The organism is Micromonospora hortensis, assembly GCF_022230935.1.
In the GTDB taxonomy this organism is placed as follows: domain Bacteria; phylum Actinomycetota; class Actinomycetes; order Mycobacteriales; family Micromonosporaceae; genus Micromonospora; species Micromonospora hortensis.
On record NZ_JAKKFE010000026.1, the window covers coordinates 371,332 to 391,521 of the forward strand.

General features: G+C 72.4%; 23 protein-coding genes. 10 read left to right on the forward strand and 13 right to left on the reverse strand.

Annotation, left to right across the window (positions count from 1 at the left end; genetic code table 11):
• Positions 1 to 60 precede the first annotated feature (60 nt).
• The 5 genes from NIE111_RS20165 to NIE111_RS20185 all read right to left on the reverse strand — a co-directional run bounded on the left by NIE111_RS20165 (position 61) and on the right by NIE111_RS20185 (position 4,315).
• Positions 61 to 879 (reverse strand): SCO1664 family protein, encoded by an 819-nt coding sequence (locus tag NIE111_RS20165; protein WP_238685850.1) that lies wholly within the window; start codon positions 877 to 879, stop codon positions 61 to 63.
• Complete coding sequence (locus NIE111_RS20170) at positions 876 to 1,457, reverse strand: DUF3090 domain-containing protein (protein ID WP_238685851.1); 582 nt, start codon at positions 1,455 to 1,457, stop codon at positions 876 to 878. The genes NIE111_RS20165 and NIE111_RS20170 overlap by 4 nt, the downstream gene beginning before the upstream one ends.
• Before the next feature lie 157 nt (positions 1,458 to 1,614).
• Positions 1,615 to 2,319 carry an MSMEG_4193 family putative phosphomutase gene (locus NIE111_RS20175; RefSeq protein WP_238685852.1) on the reverse strand — a complete coding sequence of 235 codons (705 nt, stop codon included), beginning with the start codon at positions 2,317 to 2,319 and terminating at the stop codon, positions 1,615 to 1,617.
• Between the two features lie 110 nt (positions 2,320 to 2,429).
• Positions 2,430 to 3,266: an undecaprenyl-diphosphate phosphatase gene (locus NIE111_RS20180; RefSeq protein ID WP_238685853.1), complete on the reverse strand. Its 837-nt coding sequence runs from the start codon at positions 3,264 to 3,266 to the stop codon at positions 2,430 to 2,432.
• Positions 3,263 to 4,315, reverse strand: a complete 1,053-nt coding sequence (locus NIE111_RS20185; protein WP_238685854.1) for an LLM class F420-dependent oxidoreductase — start codon at positions 4,313 to 4,315, stop codon at positions 3,263 to 3,265. Before NIE111_RS20185 ends, NIE111_RS20180 begins: the two co-directional genes overlap by 4 nt.
• Before the next feature lie 186 nt (positions 4,316 to 4,501).
• Here NIE111_RS20185 and NIE111_RS20190 point away from each other — a divergent pair, with 186 nt between their 5' ends.
• Positions 4,502 to 5,473 (forward strand): aldo/keto reductase, encoded by a 972-nt coding sequence (locus tag NIE111_RS20190; protein ID WP_238685855.1) that lies wholly within the window; start codon positions 4,502 to 4,504, stop codon positions 5,471 to 5,473.
• 85 nt (positions 5,474 to 5,558) lie between these two features.
• Here NIE111_RS20190 and NIE111_RS20195 read toward each other — a convergent pair whose 3' ends face one another.
• Genes NIE111_RS20195 through NIE111_RS20205 form a run of 3 tightly spaced genes read right to left on the reverse strand, consistent with a single transcriptional unit; the run spans position 5,559 to position 7,868 of the window.
• Positions 5,559 to 6,464, reverse strand: coding sequence for a hypothetical protein (locus NIE111_RS20195; RefSeq protein ID WP_238685856.1), 906 nt, complete (start codon positions 6,462 to 6,464; stop codon positions 5,559 to 5,561).
• Positions 6,465 to 6,477: 13 nt separating this feature from the next.
• Positions 6,478 to 7,539: a WXG100 family type VII secretion target gene (locus NIE111_RS20200; protein WP_238685857.1), complete on the reverse strand. Its 1,062-nt coding sequence runs from the start codon at positions 7,537 to 7,539 to the stop codon at positions 6,478 to 6,480.
• The gene (locus tag NIE111_RS20205; protein ID WP_238685858.1) at positions 7,536 to 7,868 is read right to left on the reverse strand and encodes a hypothetical protein; all 333 of its coding nucleotides are present in this window, start codon (positions 7,866 to 7,868) and stop codon (positions 7,536 to 7,538) included. The genes NIE111_RS20200 and NIE111_RS20205 overlap by 4 nt, the downstream gene beginning before the upstream one ends.
• Positions 7,869 to 7,960: 92 nt before the next feature.
• On the opposite strand from NIE111_RS20205, the gene NIE111_RS20210 reads away from it, so the two are divergent.
• The 3 genes from NIE111_RS20210 to NIE111_RS20220 all read left to right on the forward strand — a co-directional run bounded on the left by NIE111_RS20210 (position 7,961) and on the right by NIE111_RS20220 (position 9,684).
• Entirely contained in the window at positions 7,961 to 8,380 is a 420-nt protein-coding gene (locus tag NIE111_RS20210) for a YbaB/EbfC family nucleoid-associated protein (RefSeq protein ID WP_238685859.1), read from the forward strand.
• A complete protein-coding gene (locus NIE111_RS32305; protein ID WP_238685860.1) occupies positions 8,377 to 9,201 on the forward strand; it encodes an SseB family protein in 825 nt (274 codons plus the stop codon). The genes NIE111_RS20210 and NIE111_RS32305 overlap by 4 nt, the downstream gene beginning before the upstream one ends.
• A 291-nt stretch (positions 9,202 to 9,492) precedes the next feature.
• Entirely contained in the window at positions 9,493 to 9,684 is a 192-nt protein-coding gene (locus NIE111_RS20220; protein WP_238685861.1) for a DUF5703 family protein, read from the forward strand.
• Between the two features lie 51 nt (positions 9,685 to 9,735).
• Here the strand turns inward: NIE111_RS20220 and NIE111_RS20225 are convergent, their stop codons facing one another.
• Both NIE111_RS20225 and NIE111_RS20230 read right to left on the reverse strand, forming a co-directional pair.
• Complete coding sequence (locus NIE111_RS20225; RefSeq protein WP_091408864.1) at positions 9,736 to 10,398, reverse strand: hypothetical protein; 663 nt, start codon at positions 10,396 to 10,398, stop codon at positions 9,736 to 9,738.
• A gap of 57 nt (positions 10,399 to 10,455) precedes the next feature.
• Complete coding sequence (locus tag NIE111_RS20230; protein ID WP_124854659.1) at positions 10,456 to 11,784, reverse strand: M20/M25/M40 family metallo-hydrolase; 1,329 nt, start codon at positions 11,782 to 11,784, stop codon at positions 10,456 to 10,458.
• 279 nt (positions 11,785 to 12,063) lie between these two features.
• Here NIE111_RS20230 and NIE111_RS20235 point away from each other — a divergent pair, with 279 nt between their 5' ends.
• The 4 genes from NIE111_RS20235 to NIE111_RS20250 all read left to right on the forward strand — a co-directional run bounded on the left by NIE111_RS20235 (position 12,064) and on the right by NIE111_RS20250 (position 16,072).
• Positions 12,064 to 13,914 (forward strand): hypothetical protein, encoded by a 1,851-nt coding sequence (locus NIE111_RS20235; RefSeq protein ID WP_238685862.1) that lies wholly within the window; start codon positions 12,064 to 12,066, stop codon positions 13,912 to 13,914.
• Positions 13,915 to 14,090: 176 nt separating this feature from the next.
• A complete protein-coding gene (locus NIE111_RS20240; protein WP_238685863.1) occupies positions 14,091 to 14,702 on the forward strand; it encodes a hemerythrin domain-containing protein in 612 nt (203 codons plus the stop codon).
• Positions 14,703 to 14,785: 83 nt separating this feature from the next.
• Complete coding sequence (locus NIE111_RS20245) at positions 14,786 to 15,766, forward strand: LysR family transcriptional regulator (protein ID WP_238685864.1); 981 nt, start codon at positions 14,786 to 14,788, stop codon at positions 15,764 to 15,766.
• Positions 15,767 to 15,826: 60 nt separating this feature from the next.
• Positions 15,827 to 16,072, forward strand: coding sequence for a hypothetical protein (locus NIE111_RS20250; protein ID WP_210781671.1), 246 nt, complete (start codon positions 15,827 to 15,829; stop codon positions 16,070 to 16,072).
• Positions 16,073 to 16,125: 53 nt separating this feature from the next.
• Here NIE111_RS20250 and NIE111_RS20255 read toward each other — a convergent pair whose 3' ends face one another.
• The 3 genes from NIE111_RS20255 to NIE111_RS20265 are packed head-to-tail and all read right to left on the reverse strand — an operon-like array spanning position 16,126 to position 19,243.
• Positions 16,126 to 16,476 (reverse strand): DUF3140 domain-containing protein, encoded by a 351-nt coding sequence (locus tag NIE111_RS20255; protein WP_091408434.1) that lies wholly within the window; start codon positions 16,474 to 16,476, stop codon positions 16,126 to 16,128.
• Positions 16,476 to 16,688, reverse strand: coding sequence for a hypothetical protein (locus NIE111_RS20260; RefSeq protein WP_238685865.1), 213 nt, complete (start codon positions 16,686 to 16,688; stop codon positions 16,476 to 16,478). Before NIE111_RS20260 ends, NIE111_RS20255 begins: the two co-directional genes overlap by 1 nt.
• On the reverse strand, positions 16,685 to 19,243 hold the full coding sequence (locus NIE111_RS20265) for an ATP-dependent Clp protease ATP-binding subunit (RefSeq protein ID WP_238685866.1): 2,559 nt from the start codon (positions 19,241 to 19,243) through the stop codon (positions 16,685 to 16,687). The genes NIE111_RS20260 and NIE111_RS20265 overlap by 4 nt, the downstream gene beginning before the upstream one ends.
• A 140-nt stretch (positions 19,244 to 19,383) precedes the next feature.
• Between NIE111_RS20265 and NIE111_RS20270 the strand changes: the two genes are divergently transcribed.
• A complete protein-coding gene (locus NIE111_RS20270; protein WP_238685867.1) occupies positions 19,384 to 19,776 on the forward strand; it encodes a PIN domain-containing protein in 393 nt (130 codons plus the stop codon).
• Between the two features lie 152 nt (positions 19,777 to 19,928).
• Positions 19,929 to 20,189, forward strand: coding sequence for a hypothetical protein (locus NIE111_RS20275; RefSeq protein ID WP_030332749.1), 261 nt, complete (start codon positions 19,929 to 19,931; stop codon positions 20,187 to 20,189).
• Position 20,190: the final 1 nt, after the last annotated feature.

The window sequence follows — 20,190 nt, forward strand, 5'->3', positions numbered from 1 at the left end:
AGCCTAGCCAGCCCGGCGACAACGCCGGAGCACCCCACGGGTGATCAAGATGACAGCGGGTCACATGGGCGGCCAGGGCATCGCCGGCCAGTCCTCCGGAGGCTGAGGGAAGCAGCCGGTCTCGCGCAGCCGGCCGACCCGGGCGGCCACCTCGGCCACCTCGCTGATCGTCAGATGGTCGGCCAACTCGGCACCGAGCGCACCGGCGACCTGCCCGGCCAGCGCGTCGAGCATCTCCACGGCGTCCGCGGGTAGCCGCTTACCGGCCCAACCCCAGAGCACAGTGCGCAGCTTGTCCTCCACGTGGAAGCTCACCCCGTGGTCCACGCCATAGATCCGGTCGTCGGCACCGACGAGCACGTGACCGCCCTTACGGTCGGCGTTGTTGAGCACCGCGTCGAGCACCGCGAGCCGGGCCAGCCGCGGGTCGTCGGCGTGGGCGAGGGCGTACGCCGCGCCGTCGTCGTCCCGGGCCGCGGCGATCGGGATCCAGCGCGGCGGCAACTCCCCGGCGGGCAGGAAACCGACAAGCGGTTCGGCGTCCTCCGGCTCGTCGATCCACAGCTGGCAGGAACCGGGGCCGAACGGGCCGTCCCGCAGCACTGTGGGCGGCACCAGGTCCCAGCCGGTGGCCCGGGAGACCAGGTACGCCGAGACCTCCCGACCGGCCAGGGTGCCGTCGGGGAAGTCCCAAAGGGGGCGCTCGCCACGGACCGGCTTGTAGACGCACCGGGCGGTCAACCCGTCCAGGGTCAGGATGCCGCGCAGCGTCGTGTTCGACGCGTCGACCAGCCGACCCTCCAGGTCGAGGACGCCGTCACGCAGCAGCCGCAGCGCGGCGTCGCCGTCCTGGCGAGGCTGGAGGCCGGACGAGGTCACCGGTGATAACCGTTGTGCCGCGGGCAGAGGTGCCCGGCGGGGTCCAACGGTTGGCCGCAGAGCGGGCACGGTGGCCGGCCCGCGTTGACCACTCGCCGGGCCCGCTCGATGAACTGGCGGGTCGCCTGCGGGGTGAGCCGGACCCGGAGCCGATCCAGGTCCTCGTCCGGCTCGTCGTCCTCGTCGTCGTCTTCGTCGTCGTCCTCGTCGCCGAGCTCGACCTCGGGCTCCACCTCGCCCGCCGCGATCGCCTCGATCACCACTGTCGCGGTGTCCACGTCGAAGGCCAGCCCGAGAGTCCCGACCCGGAACTCCTCGTCGACGGGAGTGTCCAACGGCTCGTTGTCGCCGATCACCGGCGCCAGCTCGGGCAGGTCCACCCCGAAGCGACGCTGCGCCTCGGTGAGCAACTCCTCGAGCTTCTCGGCGAGTAGGGACACCTGGACCTTCTCCAGCGCGACGCTGACCAGCCTGCCGCCGCCGCGGGCCTGCAGGAAGAACGTGCGCTCCCCCGGCGGCCCGACAGTCCCGGCGACGAACCGCTCCGGCGGTTCGAAGGCGTGCACCTGGTGGGTCATACCCACGACCCTATCCGGCCCGCCTCGGCGTCGCGCACCCCACCGACGCGAATCGCCGCAGCGGCGGCGCGCCCGGCGTACCAGGGGCTATACCCGGGCGTGGCGGCCTTTCCGGCGTGCGCTGACGCGCCGAGCGCAGGAGGTGTCGTGACGCGCCTCACCGCGACGCACCCGCCCCACCACCGACTGCCGCGTCCGAGTCGGCCACGCGGTTCGCGCGCCGACGCCGCTTGGCCGGCGGCGGCACCAGCGCCGCCAGGTCACCACCGGTGTCGTTGAGTCGCACCAGAAAAGGACGCAGCGGCGTGAACCGGATCGCCGTCACCGACGCCGGGTCGGCCACGATCCGCTGAAAGGCATCCAGGTGTACGCCGAGCGCGTCCGCCACGATGGCCTTGATCACATCGCCGTGGCTGCACGCCAACCAGACCGCCTCGGGCCCGTGCTCGGCGTTCACCCGGGCGTCCCAGGAACGCACCGCCGCCACGGCACGCGCCGCCATCGCCGCCATCGCCTCCCCACCAGGGAAGACCGCCGCGCTGGGGTGCTGCTGGACGACCGGCCAGAGCGGCTCCTTGGCGAGCTTCTTCAGCGGCTGCCCCTCCCAGCTGCCGTAGTCGCACTCGATCAACCCGTCCTCGACGACCGGGGCGGCCTGCGGGAGCGCCAGCTCCAGCGTCTGCCGGCAGCGGATGAGCGGGCTGGTCACCACGGCGGCCAGCGGTACCACCCGCAACCGCTCGCCGACCGCTGTGGCCTGGGCGCGCCCGGTGTCGTCCAACTCGACCGGTTGCCGACCGGCCAGGCCGCCATCGGCGTTCGCCGTGGTTCGGCCGTGTCGCAGAAGAAGAAGGGTCGCCACGGGACCACCCTATGACCTGGGCACCGCGCCGGGCCGTCGTGGGCGGCGACCTGACGACTGCGGCCCCCGGCTCCGCCCGTGGGCGGAGCCGGGGGCCGGCGGCAGAGCGGTCAGGTGGCGTCGATGGTGCCGGTCAGCAGCAGCGCCAGGACCAGGGTGCCCAGCGCGACCCGGTACAGCACGAAGACGTACAGGGTGTGGTGGGCCACGTAGCGCAGCAGCCAGGCGATGGCCGCGTAGCCGATGCCGAAGGCGATGAGGGTGGCCACGATCGTCTGGGCCACGGTGGGCACCGACGTGCCCGGGGCGGACGGTTCGAAGACGTCCCCGAGGCTGAACACACCGGACATCACCACCGCCGGGATGGCCAGCAGGAACGAGTACCGTGCCGCCGCCTCGCGGGTCAGGTTGAGCAGCAGGCCGGCGGTGAGCGTGCCGCCGGAGCGGGACACCCCGGGGACCAGCGCCATCGCCTGGGCGAAGCCCATCACGATGCCGTCCTTCATCCGGAAGTTCTCCAGGGTGCGGGTCTGCCGCCCCCAGTACTCGGCGAACGCCAACACGAAGGCGAACACGATCAGCGTGGTCGCCACCACCCACAGGTTGCGCCCGGCGGTCTTGATCTGGTCCTTGAACACGAAACCGAACAGCCCGATCGGGATCGAGCCGACGATCACGTACCAGCCCATCCGGTAGTCGAGGCTGGAGCGGACCGACGTGTCCCGGATGCCCACGAGCCAGGTCCGGGTGATCCGCCAGATGTCCTTGGCGAAGTAGATCAGCACTGCCGCTTCGGTGCCGAGCTGGGTGACCGCGGTGAACGACGCGCCGGCGTCCCGGTCGAAGAAGATCGCCGAGGTGATCCGCAGATGCCCCGACGAGCTGACCGGAAGGAACTCGGTCAGTCCCTGGACGATGCCCAGGACGATGGCCTCGACCCAGGTCACTCGCCGACTCCCGAGAGGTCGAGAGCCTCGGCGACGGTACGCAGGGTCTGCACACCGCTGTCCCGGTCGGCCACGAAGAGGGTCACCGACAGCGTGGTGACGCCGGCCGCGGCGTACTCCCGCATCCGCTCGGCGATGCGCTCCTTCGGGCCGAGCAGCGAGGTGCGGTCGATGAACTCCATGGGTACGGCGGCTGCGGCGTCGCGCTGCCGCTTGGCCAGGTACAGGTCCTGCACCTCGCGGGCGGCGTCGCCGTAGCCCATCCGGGTGGCGAGCTGGTTGTAGAAGTTCTGCTGCCGGCTGCCCATGCCACCGACGTAGAGCGCGGCGTACCAGCGGACGAGTTCGGCGCAGGAGGCCACGTCGTCGCCGATCACCACGGGCACCGACGGCACCACGTCGAACCCGGCCAGCTCCTTGCCGACCTTGGCCCGCCCGGCTTGCACCGAGGCGAGTTGCTCCTCGGCGAACTCCGGGGCGTAGAACACGGCCAGCCAGCCGTCGGCGATCTCGCCGGCCAGCTCCAGGTTCTTCGGGCCGACAGCGGCCAGGTAGATCGGTATGTGCTCGCGGGGTGGGTGGAAGCCCAGCCGCAGGGCCTTGCCCGGGCCGTCCGGCAGCGGCAGCGTGTAGTGCTCGCCGTCGTACGCCACCTCCTTGCGGGCGATGGCCAGCTTGACGATGTCGACGAACTCGCGGGTCCGGGCGAGCGGCTTGGCGAAGCGCACGCCGTGCCAGCCCTCGGACACCTGCGGGCCGGAGACACCAAGGCCGAGCCGGAACCGGCCGCCGGAGAGCGCGTCGATCGTGGCGGCGGTCATGGCGGTGGCCGCCGGCGTACGGGCGGGGATCTGCATCACCGCGGCGCCGACGTCGATCCGTTCGGTCTGGCCGGCCATCCAGGCGAGCATGCTGGGCGAGTCGGAGCCGTATGCCTCCGCCGCCCACACCACCGAATAGCCCAGCCGGTCCGCCTCCTGGGCCAGCGCCAGGTGGTCGGCCGGTGTGCTCCACGCCGTCTGGTATCCGAGACTGAGCCCGAGTCGCACTGGTCCTCCCCCATCCGTGGCACAGGTCGCCCCAGGTTACGCAATGCCGATAACGGACTCGATCACCGGCTCGACCCCTTTGATCCCCCCTCCATCGGGGCAGCCCGGGGCGGCGGAACCGGCAGAACCGGCAGAGATACGGGAGCGAGGATATCCGTGGCGGCAGGTTCGAAATAAGGTTCACCCATGCAACAGCGACCGCTCGGCCGAAGCGGGCTGGCGGTTTCCCGGCTCGCGCTCGGCACCATGACCTGGGGCCGGGACACCGACGCCGACGATGCGGCCGCTCAGCTGAAGAGTTACCTCGACGCGGGCGGCAACCTGATCGACACCGCCGACGTGTACGGCGACGGCGACGCCGAGTCGGTGATCGGCTCGCTGCTGGGCTCCCTCGTCCCCCGTGAGGAGCTGCTGATCGCCACCAAGGCCGGGTTGCGCCCGGGCAGTGGCCGACGTCGGGACGGCTCCCGGGGGCACCTGCTGCGCACGTTGGACGCGTCGCTGCGCCGGCTCGGCACCGACCACGTCGACCTGTTCCAGGTGCACGGGTACGACCCGGACACCCCCCTGGAGGAGACCCTGGCCGCCCTGGATCACGCGGTGGCCAGCGGCAAGGTCCGCTACGTCGGGGTGTCGAACTTCTCCGGTTGGCAGACCGCGCGGGCCGCCGCCTGGCAGACCGCCTGGCCGGGGCGGGCGCCGGTGGTCGCGTCCCAGGTGGAGTATTCGCTGCTGGAGCGGGGCGTGGAGCGGGAGGTGCTGCCCGCGTGCGACGCGCTCGGCCTCGGCGTGCTGCCCTGGTCGCCGCTGGGCCGGGGCGTGCTCACCGGCAAGTACCGGCACGGCCGTCCGGCCGATTCCCGGGCCGCGTCGCCGCACTTCGAACGGTTCGTCTCGACCTACCTGGAGCCGCGCTGCTCCAGCATCGTGGAGGCGGTGGCGACCGCGGCCGGTGGGCTGGGGGTGTCGCCGCTGGAGGTGGCGTTGGCCTGGATCCGGGACCGGCCCGGGGTGACCGCGCCGATCCTCGGCGCGCGGACGGTCGGGCAGTTGCTCGGCGCTCTCACAGTGGAGCGGATAACCCTGCCCGAGGAGATCACCACCGCGCTGGACGATGTCTCCGCGGTGCCGGTCGGCTACCCCGAACGCGACGGCTGACCAGCCGGCCGGGTCGCGGGTGGCCCCGCATGCTCGGTCACGGCTGGCCCGGCGCGCCCGGTCACGGCTGGCCCGGCGCGCCCGGTCATGGTTGCGGGCGCTGCCCGGGGAGGTCGTGGATCGCGGTCAGGAAGCGCGACTGGTCGTCGCGGAGCGCCGGCTGGGTGAGCCGGATCCACGAGCCGTCGTCGAAGACGATCGTGGACGTCAGCTGCACGAGCCCGGTCGCGCCGCGCTCCGAATCGACCCGGGCCACCCGGTCGCGTCGCACACTCCACAGCACCCGCGGCTGCCGTCGGTCGGGCCGGTCGGCGTCCGGACGAGGGCCCATCCGCAGCAGGTGCAGGTGGGTGTCGGTCACCGCCAGCGGGGTGCCGTTGTACCGCTCCAGAAAGAGCAGCAGGCTGCCGGCGAGGGTGGCGAGGTCGCCGCTGAAGACGAACCGGCGACGGTAGGCGATCTCGGCGAGTTGCTCGGCCAGCGGGCGGTACAGGCTGAGCCGGAACAGGGCGCGGAACGCCTCCTGCTCCTCGGTGAGCGGGATGGGATCCCGCTGCACCCGCTGGTGTGGTGGGGCCTGCTCCGGTTCGGCCGCCTCCGGCACACCGGTGGCGATGGCACCGGCCTCGCCGGGCAGCAGCAGCACGCCAGCGGCCAGCCGGACCGGCGTCAGCACCGCGTCCACCCAGACCACCGGGTTGACGATGTTGAGGAGCCCGAACAGCACCTTCGGGTCGAGGGAGTCGACGAACTCGTCGGCCATCACATCGGCGAGCTGCCGACCTGCCTTGTGGGTCTGCGGGACGCGGACCGGGCCGAGCCCCACATAGCGCAGCTCCTGCCCGGGCAGGAGCGGTGCGACGAGAGCGCGTTCGGGTTCGTCGCTGGTGCGGAACTCGTCGCGCAGCTCACGGGCCTTGTCCCGGGCGGCCCGCGCGCCGCCGAGCATCGCGTCGGTGAACCGACCGAGCCGGCCTCGCTCCCCTGACATCACGGGTTCCTCTCTACCGGCCCGCCGGCTGACCCGCCGGCGGCTGCCCGAAGACATTCTGGTCGATCCAGTCTGCCCCGCCCTGCACCGCCTGGTCGATCTGGTCGCCGACCTGTTCGCTACCGGGAACGGAAAGCCCACTGGTCAACGCGACAGTCCCCCAGGTGACACCGTGCACGACGGAGTTCGGCACGTTCCACGGCAGGTTCGTCGCCCAGTCCCGGGCGATCACCCGGGCCCCGTCGGCGACCCCGTGCGCCCGCAGCGCGGCGGCCCGTTCGAGGGCGCCCATGTCGAACGGGGCACCGGACTTGCCCAGCTTGTAGGTGCCCTTCGTGGGGTCGAAAATCTTGTGGAACCACTTGTCGGCCTTGCCGGCGGCGTGCCGCTTGTCGGCGTACTTCTTGCCGGTTCGCAGCTTGTCCTGCAACGTGACCAGCTTGTCGAGGTGTGCCTGCAGCTTGCGCAGGGCCAGCATGACCCGCTGGAGCAGGCGGATGACCTTCTGCAGGTGCGCCGCCAGTGGCCGGATGACCTTCAGCATCCGGGTGACGACGACCAGGGCCCTGGCCACTGTCACGCCCACGCCGACCGCCCAGGACGCCCCCATGGTCACCGGAGCCATCAGCAACGCCGTCACCAGCGTCACCAGGAGGAAGTTCACGAACTCCACGCAGAGGTCCACGAGCACGTCGTGCACGGTCAGCAGGCCGTCGGCGACACTGCGCAGGTATTCCGCGGTCGCGGCGAACTGCTCGGCGACGTCGAGGAGTTGTTGCTCCACCTCGGCCAACCGCTGGCCGTACGCCACACCGGACGGTGAGCGCCAGCCGGCCTGCGCGGACTCCCTGGCGCCGCGGTGCCCCTGGGCCAGGTCGCGCACCTGCGCGGCCAACGCGTCCCACTCGGCGGCCTTCGCGCGCAGCACGGCGGGCTCACCGTCGACCATGTCGACGAGCTGGATCAGTGGCCAGGCAAGGGTCCGGCAGACACTGTCGACGGCGTCCTGCACCCCGGAGAGCGCGCTGTCCAGGCCGTTCCACAGTTGGACGGCGCTGCCGGCCGGACCGCTCATCCGGGCAGGCCCGACTGGATGGCCTTGAACCCGGCGTCGAGATCCCGTTCGTTGTGCTCGTACGCCTCGACAGTGTCGGCCAGCGCCGTGGCGACCCGGCCGAACGCGGCGTTCGCGGTGGCGAACAACTCCTTGCCGCCGGTGACCTGCTCGGCGTACTTGTCGCGGAGCATGTCGCTGGCGAACGGCAGGTGACCGAAGGCGTCCGACGGCACGTCGCCGGCCGAGACGATCTGCCGCTCCAGCGCGGCCAGCGAGCTGGCGACCTGCTTGGCGGCTGTCTCCAGTCGACGGACCGCCTGCACGTCGACATCGATATCCGGTGGCATGCCGTTCCTCCCCCATGAGTCGAGCGCACCGACGATACGATCTCCCGGCCGCCGGGCACCACCCGGTCGCACCATCCACGGGGAGGGATCTCATGACGGACCCGACGTCCGCGTTCGACGCGCTCGCCGGGCGGATCGCCGACATCGAGCGCCGGTTCGCGGGCCTCCGCGACGACCTGGCCGAGCTGTCCGGCACCGCCGTCGACGAGAGCGGGCTGGTCTCGGCGACCGTCGACGCCACCGGCGCGCTGACCGGCCTCACCCTCGCGCCCGCCGCCCTGCGCGTCGGCACGGAGGGGGTGGCCGAGCTGGTGCTCGACGCGTACCGGCGGGCTCGGGAGGTCGCCTCCGGGCACGTCGACGAGCACACCGAGGGGTTGGACGTCGCGCTCGGCGCGGGGCTCGGCGACCTGTTCGGGACGCCGGGGGACTTCTCGGCGCTGGGCCGGCTGGAGGAGACCGTGGCCCGGCTCGGGCGGCTGGACGACCGCCTGCCGGGCGCACCGACGTGACGTCGCCGTCGCCGACCTGGCCGGAGATCGCCGCTCGACTGCGGGACACCGTCGCCCGCTGCGACCGGGACACCGACCTAGAGCTCTCCACCGGCCCACGCGGGATCCGGCTGCTGGTGCGCCGCCGGGTGGTGCGGGTGATCTGCCCCGGCCACGACGAGGCACGCCTGGCCGCGCTCGGCTGGCACCGCCCGACCGGTGACGAGGGCTGGTGGTACGAGGCGGAGCGCACTCCGGAGCAGGTGCAGCGGCTCAGTGTGTTCGTGACCCGTACCGCCGCCGAGGTCTTGACCAACGAGCCGGGAACGCTCTCCTGCCGGGCGCTGCCGCCAGCCGCGCGGCCCAGAACGACCGCGCCGGCCACTCAGTCTGGACCAGCGGTGCCGGCTACTCAGCCTGGACCAGCGGTGCCGGCTACGCGACCTGGATCGGCGTCCGCCGTCGACGCGGAGCCGGCGGTGGTGGCGGTGCTCGCGGCGGCCGTCGGCCGGCGCGACCTGCCCGGCTACCTCGGAGCGCTGGCCGGCACCACGGTGTGCGTCCCCCTGGCCGGGGAGCCGACGCCGGACGCCGACTTCCCGTGGACGGTGGTCGGCGACGCGACCGGTGCGCCGCTGCTGCCGGTCTTCACCTCGCCGGGGGCGCTCGCCGCGTTCAGCGGGGACGGGGTGCCGTTCGTCGCGCTGCCCTGCGCGGAGCTGTTCGAGGACTGGCCGGACCCGTCCTGGGGGCTGGCGGTCGACCCGGGCAGCGCCCGAGCGGTCGCCCTGGCCGCCCCGGCCCTCGCCGCCCTGCTGATGGCCAACGCCCCCGCGGGCTGAGTTCGCGCCAAGGCGGGGCGGCGACGAAGCGCACGGCACCGCCTCGTCGATCACGAAGGTGTGGTGAGCGACAAGGTCGCCGCAACAGGGCCAAATCAGGCACCAAAACTCCATGATCGACCCGACTGGGCCGGCATCGTCAGGATCTGCCCTCCCACCCTGGGGCATCTCGGCGACCGAAACGTGAGATCGGCGCGACGGGGCACGGGGCGGCACGAACCGCCCGCGGTGGCGTCGTTGGTCACTCCGGAGGGGGTGGCGAACGGCCGCTGGGCTGGGCAGCATGGAGGCATGGACTACGAGTACGCGCCACTGCGGCTGCCGCCGAACGTCGACCGGTTGACCGCCACGGCGCAGTTGGCGATCCAGGCGGAGTTCTCCGGATGGGAGTTGGCCCGGGTGCGGCTGTACCGGGACGGCACGCGGCAGGTGGTGCTGCGTCGTCGGCGGGTCAACCAGCCGCAGCCGGGTCTGTCGTACTGACGACCGGGCGGTGCCGCCCAGGGCCGGAGTCGGCCTCGGGCGGCACCCGGCCTAGTGCTGGTGCCCGGCGTGGTCGTGGTCGTCGTCGAGCTCCAGGAACGGGTGCTCGTCGAGCCGACCGACCAGCCGGTCGTCGGCAGCCGGCTGGAACGGGCCGACCGCGTCGTCGTCGTCGAACGACTCAAGGTCGACCGGGGTGCCCACCTCGCTGACCATGACCACCCCGTCGAGCGGCTCCAACTCGGGGACGTCCAACGCGCCGAGCGAGCCGTCACCGCTCTGCAGCAGCTCCAGCACCGCCTCGCCCACGCCCTCCACCGGCGCCGGCTCGTCGTCCTCCGGGGTGCCCTCGCGGCGGGCAGCCTCGGCCACCCGCAGCAGCGCGGCGACGCTCGGCACCCGGTAGTCACGACGCTGACGCACCGAGATCACCCTGGGGTGCGGGTCGCTGGCCTCGGCGCCCTCGCCGCCGCCGAAACGCTCGTCGGCCTCGTCCGGGTCGATCGAGTCGACATCCCACGGCGTCACCTCGCCGAAGGCGTCGAGCAGCCGCTCGTCGTACGCGAAGGAGGCGTTGTTCAACGCCACGTACGCCTGCCAGACGTCGTCGTCGTCGACGCGGCCCTGCGCGGCGCGTACGGCGGCCAGGTGGTGGCGGGCCGCTTCGATCACCCGCTCGAGAGCGGCGTCCAGCTCACCATGCTGGTCGGTCATGTGGGGCAGTCCCTTCACGTTGGGAGGTTGCGCGCCGGCGGCCACCGCCGGACACGACTAGCAGGTGCGGAGGAACCGGTCGAGAACCCGCACGCCGAACTGTAGTCCGTCCACCGGAACGCGCTCGTCGATGCCGTGGAACAACGCCGAGAAGTTCAGGTCGGCGGGCAGCCGCAGCGGGGCGAACCCGAAACAGCGGATGCCGAGCTGCGAGAACGCCTTGGCGTCGGTGCCCCCGGAGAGCATGTAGGGGACGGGTCGCGCCCCCGGGTCCTCCGCGCGCAGGGCCGCCGACATGGCCTCGACCAGGTCACCGTCGAAGGTGGTCTCCAGCGCCGGCTGCCGCTGGACGTACTCGATCGCGATGTCCGGGCCGACCAGCTCGCGCAGCTGCCGCTCCAGCAGTTCGGACTGGCCAGGCAGGCTGCGGCAGTCGATGGTGGCGGTGGCCCGGCCGGGGATGACGTTGTCCTTGTAGCCGGCGCTCAACCGGGTCGGGTTGGCGGTGTTACGGATGGTCGCGCCGATGATGTTGGCGATGGGGCCGAGCTTCGCGATGGCCGTCTCCGGGTCGTCCGGGTCCAACTCGATGCCGAGCAGGTCGGAGACCTCGGTCAGGAAGGCCCGCACGGTGTCGGTGACCACCACCGGGAAGCGGTGCCGACCGATCCGGGCGACCGCCTCGGCGAGCGCGGTGACGGCGTTGTCGTCGTGCATCATCGAGCCGTGGCCGGGGCGGCCCTTGGCGTGCAGCCGCAGCCAGTCGATGCCCTTCTCGGCGGTCTCGATGAGGTAGAGCCGCTGGCTGTCGTTGACCGAGTAGGAGAAGCCGCCGACCTCACCGATCGCCTCGGTGCAGCCGTCGAAGAGGCCCCGGTGGTTGTCCACCAGGAAGCGCGCGCCGTAGTCGCTGCCCGCCTCCTCATCGGCGGTGTACGCGAGCACGATGTCGCGCGGGGGCCGTACACCGGTGCGCTGCCAGTGCCGCACCACGGCGAGCACCATCGCGTCGAAGTCCTTCATGTCGATGGCGCCCCGGCCCCAGAGGTAGCCGTCGCGCAGCTCGCCGGAGAACGGGCCGACCGACCACTCGTCGGCGTCGGCGGGCACCACGTCCAGGTGGCCGTGCACCAGCAGCGCGCCCCGGCTCGGGTCGGTGCCCGGGATGCGGGCCACCACGTTCGCCCGGCCCGGCGCGGACTCGTGCAGGACGGACTCCACGCCCACCTCGGCGAGCTTCTCCGCCACGTACTCGGCCGCGCGGCGCTCGCCGACGCTGGTGTCGTTGTCACCGGTGTTGGTGGTGTCGATGCGCAGCAGGTCGCGGCAGAGGTCCACGACCTCTGCGGTGGGGTCGGGAAGGGCGGAGGCGGCATCGCTCGTCATCGCCTCTTCATACCAGCCCGAGGTGGTCGACGGGCCGGCGCACCGACGCGGACGGTCTGGCGCGGGTGTGCGGCCGGACCGGCGCGCCCGCGCCCCTCGGCTGACGCATCGACAGGTGTTCCCGGCCCCGCTCCGCGCGACCGCCTCGGACCTCAGTCGGAAACACGTCGCAAGAGCCGCCGTGTGGACCTCGGCTCAGCCACTGACGAACCGTACAGTCGAGGCTCTGGCGACGACTGGATGCGCCTGCCTCTCCGCCGCTCTACGCAGGGATGCGATGTGACAGAGTCCGCGCCGCGCCGCCCCCGAACCCACACCGTTCTCACCCGTGACCAGGCCCGGGCTGGCGTCCGAGGCCACCGCGTCGCGGTCACCGACGTCGGCGGCGCCACCCTCGTCGTCCGGTGCGACATCCCCCCGGGTGGCGCGTCCCGCCGGAGATCGCTCCGGCTGACCCGGGCGGCTCTCGAGAAGAAGCATCCGGGCCGCGACTGGCCGGACGAGCAACTGGTCCGGATCACAGTGCCCGACTGGCGGTGGCGCTACGCCCTGGCCGCGCTCTGCGTGCTGGCCGGCCTGATCGCGGAGGCGTGGCTGTACGCGTTCGCGTTGGCACTGATCTGCGCGGCGCTGGCGGTCAGCGGCGCGCACGCCCGGTTGCACGACGTCGACCGGTTCGATCCGGCGGTGCGGCGCGGCTTCGCGGCCGCGCTGCGCGACAACCTGGCCGGCACTGCCCGACTGTACCTGTTGCCGCTGGGCGCGGTGCTCGCGTTGTACCTCGTGGCCGCGGCGGTGCTCGGATCGCTCATCGTTCCGACCGCGACGCAGGACACGATCCTGGCCACGCAGAACGTCCTGGACGACGCCGCCGACATGGTCGGCAAGCTGAAACTGCCCGAGTGGGGCCTGGCCCTCGTGCTGCTCGGGGCGTGGCTGCTGACCTCCCTGCTGACGGCGGCCGGCACTCCCGGTGCAGCGGGGGCTTGGCTCAACGGGATCGTCCGCGGCTACGGACGCTACAGCGGGCCGGCGGTTGCCACGGTTACCGCGCTGTCAGTGTTCACCCTGCTCACCGGCACCGTGGCCACCCTCCGTGGACGGGTACAACTGGCCGCCGAGTGGACGACGGACGACTACCGGCACGCCGCCGCGGCGGTCGAGGAGCGGCTGGCCGGCCAGGTCCTCGACCAGGTGGTCCGCGCGCTGCGCGAGCAGCTGCCGACGGACTACCAGCAGGTGCTCGCCGGCACCGTCTCAGCCCAGGTGATCAGCGAGCTGGAGCGGATCCGGGCGGCCGACGGCGACCGGTCCCGCGACGACCCGGTCGTCGCCACCGAGGAGGATCGTGTCGCCCGCCGGGGCGGCCTGTCGGACCAGTCGGTCATCACCGTCTCCGGTGACGCCCCGGCGCTGCCGACTCCCGGCGATCTGACCGGCGAGGACGCCGAGATGGCGCGACGCTGGGCGGATACGGCGACGCCGGTCGCGGCGACCAGCGTCGCCACTGCCGGGGGCAAGGAAGTCCTCGTACAGATGCCGAAGGTCGCGACCGAACTGGCAGCGTGGAAGCGACTGGGCGATTGGGCCCAGGACCACCACCCGGCGGCCAAGCCACTGATCGACGCCGTCGCCGAAGCGTTCGACACCCAGGTGCAGGACCGGCTGCGAGCCCAGGTGCCGCCGCTCGTCAGGAAGATCTCGGCCCGGTCGGGCGAGTTACAGGCGGCCATGAGCACGGCGGTCCGCGACCTCACGGCGACGATCGACATCCCCGCCATCGCCGGCCGGTACGCCGATCAGGCGCGGCAGGCCGTCACCGCCGCGCAGAACACCCTGTCGGCCCTCACGGCCAGGCGTCAGCAGTCGACGGCGCGGGCCGCTCTGCTCACCGAACTGCTCCAGGGGAACACCCACGAGAGGGCCCTCACGGACACCGCCAACGCGAGCGAGGCGGTGCGGCGCGCGGTCGTCGCGGATCTGCGTTCCACCATCGACACCACGACGGCGTCGCCCGATCTCCGTCGTGCGGCCGCCGTCACCCTGCACAACCTGTCGGGCCGCGGAGTCCGGGAGGTCACCGCCACCGACCTCGCCAAGGCGGTGCGGATCTGCGGCTGCGGCACCTGACCTTCCGTTGTTCCGAAAGGGAGTCTCGGCGCCCGACCGAGCCCGCCACTGCCGTTCGTCGAGACCGAACTGGCAGCCCCGGCGAGGGTCGGTTTCGCCGTTGCCGCGTTCGGGTACCGCCGCCCACGACCGTACGTCCCTGCCGGAGCTTCCGCCCGCCAGTCGAGGAGGGCACCATGTCCGCTGTTCCCCTGCCGCCGCTGCCGCCCGCGCCCGCACCCGAGGAGGGTTACCGACCCGCCGGTCGCAGCATCGCCGACATCGTCGACCGGGAGCACCGGCAACTGCTGGAGCTGCTGGACCAGTTCTCCGGCCCGGAGACCACGCCGCAGGAGGGGTTGGCGGTGCTCACCGCAGCGCTGTCGCGGCACCTGTCCGCCGAGGAGCAGTACCTGCTGCCGGCGGCCCGCGCGGCGCTGCCGGCGGCCACCGAGCGGGTGGATGCGGAGATCAACGCCGACGCGGCCCTGCTGAGCGCTCTGAAGGGGCTGACGGACGAGGCGCTGACCGATGTCGCCGAGCGGGTCCGGCGGCATGTCGAGGGGGTGGGCGCGCTGGTCACCGAGCTGCGCGCTGTCGCGACCGAGGAGGAGCTGATCCGGCTGGGCAACCGGTTGGAGATCGCCGAGGAGGCCGCGCCGACACGACCGCACCCGGGCACGCCGGCCACCCCTCCGTGGAACCGGATCGTGGAGCCGGCGGTCGGGGTGGTGGACAAGGTCCTCGACGCGGTGACCCGGCGGCCGACGTACCTGACGGACCTGCCGGAGCCCCCGCGCGACCGGTGACCGGCGACCGCCGGCAATGCATTCATTATCACCGATCCGCTTGGGCTATTCCGCCAGCAGACGCGTAGTCCTACCGTCACCCTATGAACCTGGAGCTGCGTCACCTGCGGGTGGTCTGCGCGATCGCGGAGACGGGAAGTGTGACGAAGGCGGCCTCGGCGCTCGGCCTGGCTCAGCCGGCGCTCACCGCCCAGCTCCAACGCATCGAACGGACGCTGGGCGGCCCGCTGTTCGACCGGGACCGGCGCGGGGCTCGACCTACCGCGCTCGGTGAGCTGGTGCTGGCCCGCGCCCGGGTGCTGCTGCCGGCGATGAAGGGGCTGCAGGACGAGGCCGCCCGGCTGGCCGGGGCGGGCGACACGCCGCCGTGTTACCGGTTCGGTGGGGTGAACAGCCCGATCCTGGGTCGGCTGGTGCACCGGTTGGCGGCCGAGCAGCCACCCGCCCAGATCACCACGTACGCGTCCTGGTCCGTGGACGAGTTGGCGCAGTTGGTGGCCGGCGGTCGGCTGGACTTCGCGCTGGCCGGGGTGTGCGGCGACGCCAGTCCGTCGGCCGGGTTCGGGTTGAGCTGGCAGGAGGTGGCCGTCGACCCGGTGCTGGTGCTGCTGCCGGAGACCCATCCCCTCGCGGCGCAGGACGAGGTCCGCCTGGCCGATCTGCGCCACGAGCAGTGGGTCGCCGCGCCGGGTGACGGCTGCTTCGCCGACTGCTTCGCCGCCGCGTGCGCCCGCGCCGGGTTCACCCCCCGCAAGGTGTACGAGACCGACATCCGCGGCTGCGTCGACCTGGTGGAAGCCGGCGTGGCGGTGGCCCTGTGCCAGGCGACGTTCCGCCCGGTGAGCGGTCTGGTCACCCGTCAGCTCGCCGGGACGCCGCTGCGCTGGCGGCTGCTGCTCGGCTGGCATCCGGACTCCCCCGCCGCCCAGGGCGCGGAGCTGGTGCTGGGAACGGCCAAGGCGGCGTACGTCGACTCATTGGTGCCGCACCCGGCGTACCTGGCCTGGCTGCCCCGCAACCCGGGATTCGGCGTCCGGCACCCCACCGGGGTCCGGCCGGGCTGAGCGGCCGGTATTCCCGGCCGTTGGCGGTGCGAACCGCCGTGGGCCGGGTATCTGGCGGACATGACCGACCTCTACCCGCCCGCCGACGACCGCGAACTGCTGCGCCAGGCGGCCGCCGCGCACACCGCCGCCACCCGAGAGGTGGAGGCGTTCCTGCGCCGGCTGCCGACGGTGCCCGACCCGGCCGACGTGACCGAGTACGCGAACCTGCTCACCCGGGAGGACCAGACCCGCGGCGACCGGGACGCCGCCGCCGACGCGGCGGGTCTGACCATCGCGAGCCTGGAATCCGACAAGGGCCAGTAGCGGGACGCCGAACGGTGCCGTCCCTGCCCGGGACGGCACCGTCGTGCGGTCGCTCAGCGTTCGACGAGCGGGTCGTGACCCAGGTCCAGCAGGGAGTGCCGCCAGCTGTCGTCGGCGTTGCCGCGCGACGGCTTGGCGTCCATCAGCTCGCGGATCCGCTCGACCGCCTCCCGCATCACCTCGATGTCCTCCGGGGTGAGGTCCACCTTGCGCTTGTTGAGCACCTTGAGGATCTCCCGGCCGGGCTGGGGCAGGTCGAGGTTCGGGTTCGGGCTGAACGACTCCTCCCCCGAACCTCTGGTCAGCAGCCACGTCCGCAACTGCTCCGACGGAACGTTGACCTCGGCGTGGAAGTCCTCCCAGAGCACTTCCACCTCGGGGTCGAGCCGCGCTTCGCGTACCATCAGGTCTCCTCTCCGGGCGGCGGCCCGGACGTCTCCGGGTCGTCCTGGTCGGTCTTCGGATGCAGGCCCTCCGCGGGGACCCGCGTGCGGCGGGGGTTCGCGGTGGGCGGCGCCAGGATCGGGTCGGGATGGTCGTCCTCGTCCCGGGGTTTCGCGGACTCCGCGTGCTGGTGCGGGTCCTCGTGTTCGTCCCTTCGCGCCGGCCCGCTCATCGCGGGTGTGTGGTCGTGGCGGCGGTGTACCCCCGCTCGCCCGCTGTCACGTCGAAGGTGAGCGCGCCGTCGCGGACGTCCACAGTGACCTTCTGCCCCGGCGAGATCGCCGACTCCAGCAGCATCCGGGACAGGTGGTTGTCCACCTCCCGCTGGATCACCCGGCGCAGCGGACGGGCACCGAACTCCGGCTGGTAGCCGTGCTCGGCGAGCCAGTCGATGCCGGCGGTGGTGAACTCGACCTGGAGGTCCTGGGCGTGCATCCGGCGGCGGGTCTCCTCCAGCAGCAGCGCGGTGATGTCGCGCAGCTGCTCGGCCTCCAGCCGGCGGAAGATGATGACCTCGTCGATGCGGTTGAGGAACTCCGGGCGGAAGTTCTCCTGCAGGCGACGCATGAGCCGCTCCCGCAGCTCGTTGCTCTCCTGTTCGCTGCCCACGTCCCCGGTGCCGAAGCCGACCGAGCGCTGGGCGCCGGTGATCAGCTCGGAACCGAGGTTGCTCGTCATGATCAGGACGGTGTTCTTGAAGTTCACAGTGCGGCCCTGGCTGTCGGTCAGCCGGCCGTCGTCGAGCACCTGGAGCAGGATGTTGAACACGTCCGGGTGGGCCTTCTCGATCTCGTCGAGCAGCACCACCGCGTACGGGCGGCGACGCACCGCCTCGGTGAGCTGACCGGCTTCCTCGTAGCCGACGTATCCGGGCGGCGCGCCGACCAGCCGGCTGACGGTGTGCCGCTCCTGGAACTCGCTCATGTCCACCCGGACCATCCGGTCCGCCTCGCCGAACAACGCCTCGGCGAGGGCCCGCGCCAACTCGGTCTTGCCGACACCGGTCGGGCCGAGGAACAGGAAGCTGCCCATCGGCCGCTCCGGGTCGGCCAACCCGGCCCGGGAACGGCGCACGGCCTCGGCGACGGCGGTGACCGCGTCGTCCTGGCCGACCACCTTCTGGTGCAGGTGACCCTCCAGACGCAGCAGCCGGTCGCGTTCCTCCTCGGTGAGCTGGCTGACCGGGATGCCGGTGGCCCGGGAGACCACCTCGGCGATCTCCTTGGGGCCCACCTCGGGCACCTGGGATCCGGAAGAGCCGTCGTCGCCGTTCGCGCGTCGGATGTCCTCCTCCAGCTCGGAGATCCGGTCGCGCAGCGCGGAGGCCCGCTCGTACTGCTCGTCGGTGACGGCCTGTTCCTTGTCCCGGCGTACCTCGTCGAGTTCCTGCTCCAGCTCGCGCACGTCGGACGCGGGGGTGCGGGTCCGTAGCCGCACCCGGGCGCCGGCCTGGTCGATGAGGTCGATGGCCTTGTCCGGGAGGAAGCGGTCGGTGACGTACCGGTCGGACAGCTCGGCGGCCGAGACCAGCGCCTCGTCGGTGAAGCGCACCTGGTGGTGGGCCTCGTACCGGTCGCGCAGCCCGCGCAGGATGGCGATGGTGTCGTCGACGCTGGGCTCGGGCACCAGCACCGGCTGGAAGCGCCGGGCCAGGGCTGCGTCCTTCTCGATGCTCTTGCGGTACTCGTCCAGCGTCGTCGCGCCGATCACCCGCAGCTCGCCGCGAGCGAGAGCGGGCTTGAGCATGTTGGACGCGTCCATCCCGCCCTCGCTGCCGGCGCCGCCGGCACCGACCAGGGTGTGGATCTCGTCCATGAAGATGATCAGCTCGTCCCGGTGCGCCCGGATCTCGTCGATCACCTTCTTCAGCCGTTCCTCGAAGTCGCCCCGGTAGCGGGTGCCGGCGACCAGACCGGCCAGGTCGAGCTGGACGACCCGCTTGCCGAGCAGGGTCTGCGGTACATCGCCGTCGCAGATCCGTTCGGCCAGCCCCTCGACGATGGCGGTCTTGCCGACGCCGGCCTCGCCGATCAGCACCGGGTTGTTCTTGGTCCGCCGGGACAGAATCTCCACTGCCTGCTCGATCTCGTCGGCCCGCCCGATCACCGGGTCGATCTGGTCGTTGCGGGCCAGGTCGGTGAGGTCCTGCCCGTACTGGTCCAGGGTGGGGGTGCCCCGGTCCGGCTTCGGCCCGGTCATCGGCCCGCGCTCGGCGTTGGCGGCCTGCAACGACTCGGGTTGGATCCGGCCGGCGGCCAGCATCCGCCCGGCCGGCGACTCCGGGTTGAGCGGCAGCGCCATCAGGATGTGCTCGGGGCCGATGTAGTTCGCGCCCATCGCCCGGGACAGCTGATGGGCGTCGAGCAGCGCCCGCTTGGCGGCGGGGGTCAACGACAGGTTCGGCGGCACCTCCCCGCGCGGCGCGCCGTCGCCCTTTCCGCCCAGGGCGTTGAGCAGGGTGTCCGGGTCGGCACCGGCCCGGCGTACCAAATCACGCAGCGGCTCGCGTTGCAGCGCCGCCCAGAGCAAATGGTCGGTGTCCAGGTCGCTGCTCTGCCGTTGCGCGGCGCGCCGGGCCGCGTCGGCGAGCATCTCCCGGGCGTCGGCCGTCATCAGTCGGGTGATGTCGACCCGGTGCGGCGGTCGGCGCCCTCCCTCGCCCCGGCCGAAGTACCTGGCCAGGAATTCGTCCCACGGGTCGGAGCCGATGTCACCGGGTCCCATCATGTCTGTCCTCCGCAGTAGGGCTCGGCACGGTCGGCAGGGGCTACCCGGCGCGCGCCCCGACAAACGCCGCAGGTGGCGGAGGACCGGCATTCCGGGAGTGGCGTCGGGTCAGGGCCGGGCGATGGTGGCAGGCTGACGGGATGGATGAGACCCCGCTGCTGATCGTGGATGGCGCCAACGTGGTGGGCTCGCGCCCGAACGGGTGGTGGCGTGACCGTGCCGGCGCCGCGGCCCGGTTGCGCGACTCGCTCGCCCCGGTGGCGACCATCGGGTTGCCGGCCCGGCTGACCGCCCCGGTGGAGGTGGTCCTGGTGGTCGAGGGGGCCGCGCGGGACGTGCCGGGCACCGACGGGGTCCGGGTGGTCTCCGCCGCCGGCTCCGGCGACGACACGGTGGTCGAGCTGGTGGAGGGCGCGCCGCGGCGTCGGCGGCTGGTGGTCACCGCCGACCGGGAGTTGCGCGGGCGGGTGACGGCGCTGGGCGCCGAGGTGTACGGCCCGCGCTGGCTCCGCGAGAATCCGACCAGCAACTGAGAAATTCTCGCACTGGGACTCCCACAGATCGGACTCCCGGCACTTCCGAGGGCCTTCCGGACAGGCGGGCAGGAACACCGACAGGGCGGATGTTCTTTCGGAACCGCCGATAGGCTCTAATGGAGATCTCCCCGCCCCCAGGAGGTTCCGCCGTGGCGAGCGTCGCCGAGTTGAAGGCTGCCATCGATGTCGCCCTCCAACAGATCGGAGACGGGCAGACAGCCGTGCAGGCGGCCGGCGAGAAGCTCTCCGAGGCACAGCAGACCCTGGCCGGGGCGCTGGAGGGCAGCGGGCACGAGACGGTGGAGGCGGCCCAGGCGTCGCTGACCCAGGCCAGCCAGGAGCTGGAGGAGTGTCTCGCCGCGACACTTGTCGCGGTGGAGCAGGCGCAGCTCTACGTCTCCACCCTGTAGG